Consider the following 347-nt stretch of genomic DNA (forward strand, 5'->3'; position numbering starts at 1 on the left):
AGGGCGCACCACAGACAGCCGGGAGGTTCCAGGCCGAGGTGCGGATGTGGAAGGCTCCTCCCCCGGAAGTCAGTACCGAAGACTTCTATGAGACAAATCCGGAGAAACCGTACAAGCGCGGATTTTCCATCCAGTGCGTATCGCCGTTGCCCATTACCTGGGCGGAGCACGTGGCTGCGCAAGGCCATTGGGGAGCCACGCTTCGCCGATATATGAGCGACTACCCGCACTGGGCATGCCTGGGCGCACTGTGTGAGTTCCTCCCCCTCGAAGGGAACCGCGTCACGCTGGCGGACGAAACGGACCACAACGGCATACCCGTGGCCTCCTTCAGCTACAGCCAGTGC

General features: G+C 62.2%; 1 pseudogene. It reads left to right on the forward strand.

The annotated features are described in order from the left end of the window. Positions 1–38: 38 nt before the first annotated feature. Positions 39–347 (forward strand): annotated as a pseudogene (locus SB847_RS20680) (hypothetical protein); the annotation flags it as partial.

This window comes from Bacillus sp. SIMBA_026 (genome assembly GCF_046535335.1).
Lineage (GTDB): Bacteria > Bacillota > Bacilli > Bacillales > Bacillaceae > Bacillus > Bacillus velezensis.